The 2,701-nt window shown below is 67.4% G+C and carries 2 protein-coding genes; one reads left to right on the forward strand and one right to left on the reverse strand.

Annotated features, from left to right (window positions below; genetic code table 11):
- The coding region (locus ACEN88_RS28755; protein ID WP_413345186.1) for a putative bifunctional diguanylate cyclase/phosphodiesterase at positions 1 to 1,046 on the forward strand (1,046 nt) is incomplete at its 5' end.
- Positions 1,047 to 1,061: 15 nt separating this feature from the next.
- Here ACEN88_RS28755 and ACEN88_RS28760 read toward each other — a convergent pair.
- The gene (locus ACEN88_RS28760; protein ID WP_413345188.1) at positions 1,062 to 2,429 is read right to left on the reverse strand and encodes an enolase C-terminal domain-like protein; all 1,368 of its coding nucleotides are present in this window, start codon (positions 2,427 to 2,429) and stop codon (positions 1,062 to 1,064) included.
- Positions 2,430 to 2,701 lie beyond the last annotated feature (272 nt).

A 2,701-nucleotide genomic window follows, 5' to 3' on the forward strand; every position in this document is an offset into this window, starting at 1 on the left:
AATTCGTCGTGGCGGCCCATTGCGCGGGCCGCGGCGCCGCCGCCGGCATCGCGCAGCGGCTGCTGGAGACCCTGACCAATCCCTTCCACATCGACGGGCTGGAGATGTGCGTGGGCGCGTCGATCGGCATCAGCCTGTCGGGCCAGGACGGGGCCACGCCCGAACTGCTGTTCCAGAACGCGGACACGGCGATGTACAAGGCGAAGGCGCTGGGCGCGAGCTCGTACCAGTTCTTCGAGCCGGAGATGAGCGTGGAAGCGCGCCGCCGCCTGCAGGTCGAGGCGGCGCTGCGGCGCGCGCTGGAGCTGGGCCAGTTCGAACTGTATTACCAGCCGCGCATCGACGTGCGCACGTGGCGCCTGCGCGGCGTGGAAGTCCTGCTGCGCTGGAAACATCCCGAACTGGGGCAAGTGTCGCCGCTCGAATTCATCCCGATCGCGGAAGAGCGCGGCCACATCGAGGCGATCGGCCGCTGGGCGCTGCGCGAGGCCTGCCGTGTCGGCAAGCGCCTGTCCGACCAATATGGCACGCAGTTGCACGTGTCGGTGAACGTGTCGGCGCGCCAGCTGCGGTCGGCGGAGCTCGTGGCCGACGTCGAACAGGCTTTGCGCGAAACGGGTTTCGCGCCGCGCGCGCTGGAACTGGAGCTGACGGAGAGCGCGCTGATCGACGACATCGACCAGTCCGTCGACGTGCTCCACCGCCTCAAGCGCCTGGGCGTGAAGCTGGCGCTGGACGATTTCGGCACCGGTTATTCGAGCCTGTCGTACCTGAAGCGCTTCCCCGTCGACGTGCTGAAACTGGACCGCTCGTTCTTCCTGGAAGAGTGCCCCAATGGCGACGAATTCGTCGCGGCCCTCGTCCACATGGCGCACGCGCTCGGCCTGACCGTGGTCGCGGAAGGCATCGAGACGGAAGAGGTGATGGAGACGCTGCGCGGCTGCCGCTGCGACGAAGCCCAGGGCTATCTGTTCGCGCGGCCGATGGCGCTGGCGGAGTTCGACAAATTCCTGCAATGCGAGGTGCCGGGCGTGCTGGCCGCCTGACACCTCGCGCTTGTGTCAGCGCGCGTAGCTCGGCTTCTTCGGGTCGTACTGCCAGCCGGGCACGAGGTAGCGCATCGCCATCGCGTCGTCGCGCGCGCCGCCCGCGACCTTCTTGTACAACTCGTGCGCTGCGAGGATGCGTTCCATGTCGGGCTGGATGCCCAGGCCCGGCGCGTCCGGCACCGCGACCTGGCCGCCCACGATCTGCAGCGGTTCCGTCGTCAGGCGCTCGCGGCCTTCCTGCCAGATCCAGTGCGTGTCGATGGCCGTGATGTCGCCCGGCGCCGCGGCGGCGCAGTGCGTGAACATCGCGAGCGACACGTCGAAGTGGTTGTTCGAGTGCGAACCCCACGTCAGGCCCCAGTCGTGGCACAGTTGCGCGAGGCGCACGGAGCCCTGCATGGTCCAGAAGTGCGGGTCGGCCAGCGGGATGTCGACGGCACCCAGCAGGTGCGAGTGCGCCATCTGGCGCCAGTCGGTCGCGACCATGTTCGTCGCCGTGCGGATGCCCGTGGCGCGCTTGAATTCTGCCATGATCTCGCGCCCGGAATAACCGCCCTCCGGTCCGCAAGGGTCTTCCGCATACGACAGCACGTGGCCCTGGCCCTTGCAGGCGGCGATCGCTTCCGCCAGCGACCAGGCGCCGTTCGGGTCCAGCGTCGCGCGCGCATCCGGGAAGCGCCGCTTGATGGCGGCCACCGCCGCGATCTCGTCTTCCGGCCGCATCACGCCGCCTTTCAGCTTGAAGTCGCGGAAGCCGTACTTGTCGACGGCGGCCGATGCCAGGTCGGCGATCTGCTCGGGGCTCAACGCTTCCTCGTCGCGCACCTTGTACCAGCCGTCCTTCGCCGCCTCGCCTTCGTACGGCAGGTCCGTCTGCGTGCGGTCGCCGATGTAGAACAGGTACGCCAGCATCGTCACGTGCGTGCGCTGCTGGCCGTCGCCGAGCAGTTCGCACAGCGGCACCGCGAGGTGCTGGCCCAGCAGGTCCAGCAGCGCCGCTTCCACGGCCGTCACCACGTTTTCCAGGCGCAGGTTGATCTCGTGCGGCTGCTTCATGACCGCTTCCTCGGCGCGCGACGTCACCTGGTGGCTCACGCCGGAAATCGCCGCGCGCAGCACGTTCAGGGTGCGGTTGTAGCGCGCCACTTCGGTGCCCGTCACCAGCGGCACGAGCCGCTCCAGCGCGCGCAGGATGCCGTTCGAGCCGGGCACCTCGCCCATGCCGGTGTTGCCGGCGCTGTCTTTCAGCAGGACGAGGATACGGGTGAAGTAGGGCGCGTGGGCGCCGCACAGGTTCAGCAGCATGCTGTCGCGGCCGGCCACGGGGATCACCTGCATTTCGGTGATGATCGGGCTGGCGGCGCGCTGGATAAGGGGCATTTTTGGGTCTCCTGGTGATGTCGGGCATATAAAAAAAATATATCTCGTTGCCCGTAACATTGATCTAAACTAGAATGGTAGCGCAACCATTTCCCCAGTGTGAAGGAATAACGATGTCGCGTCAATCGATTCTGGCAGCCAGCCTCCTGTGTCTCTCTCTCGGCGGCTGTGCCGCCATCGCCGTCCAAACCCCCGCCGGCGAACACTGGGTCGCCTCGTGGGGCAGTGCCCAACTCGTGCCGGAAGGCCAGAACGAACTGCCCGCCGCGCAG

Origin of the sequence: Massilia sp. CT11-108 (genome assembly GCF_047302915.1) — a bacterium.
GTDB lineage: Bacteria > Pseudomonadota > Gammaproteobacteria > Burkholderiales > Burkholderiaceae_D > Telluria > Telluria orientalis.

Bases quoted from the DNA above. Each gene is read 5' to 3' on its own strand.
- ACEN88_RS28760 (WP_413345188.1), bottom strand. From the start codon at position 2,429: ATGCCCCTTATCCAGCGCGCCGCCAGCCCGATCATCACCGAAATGCAG.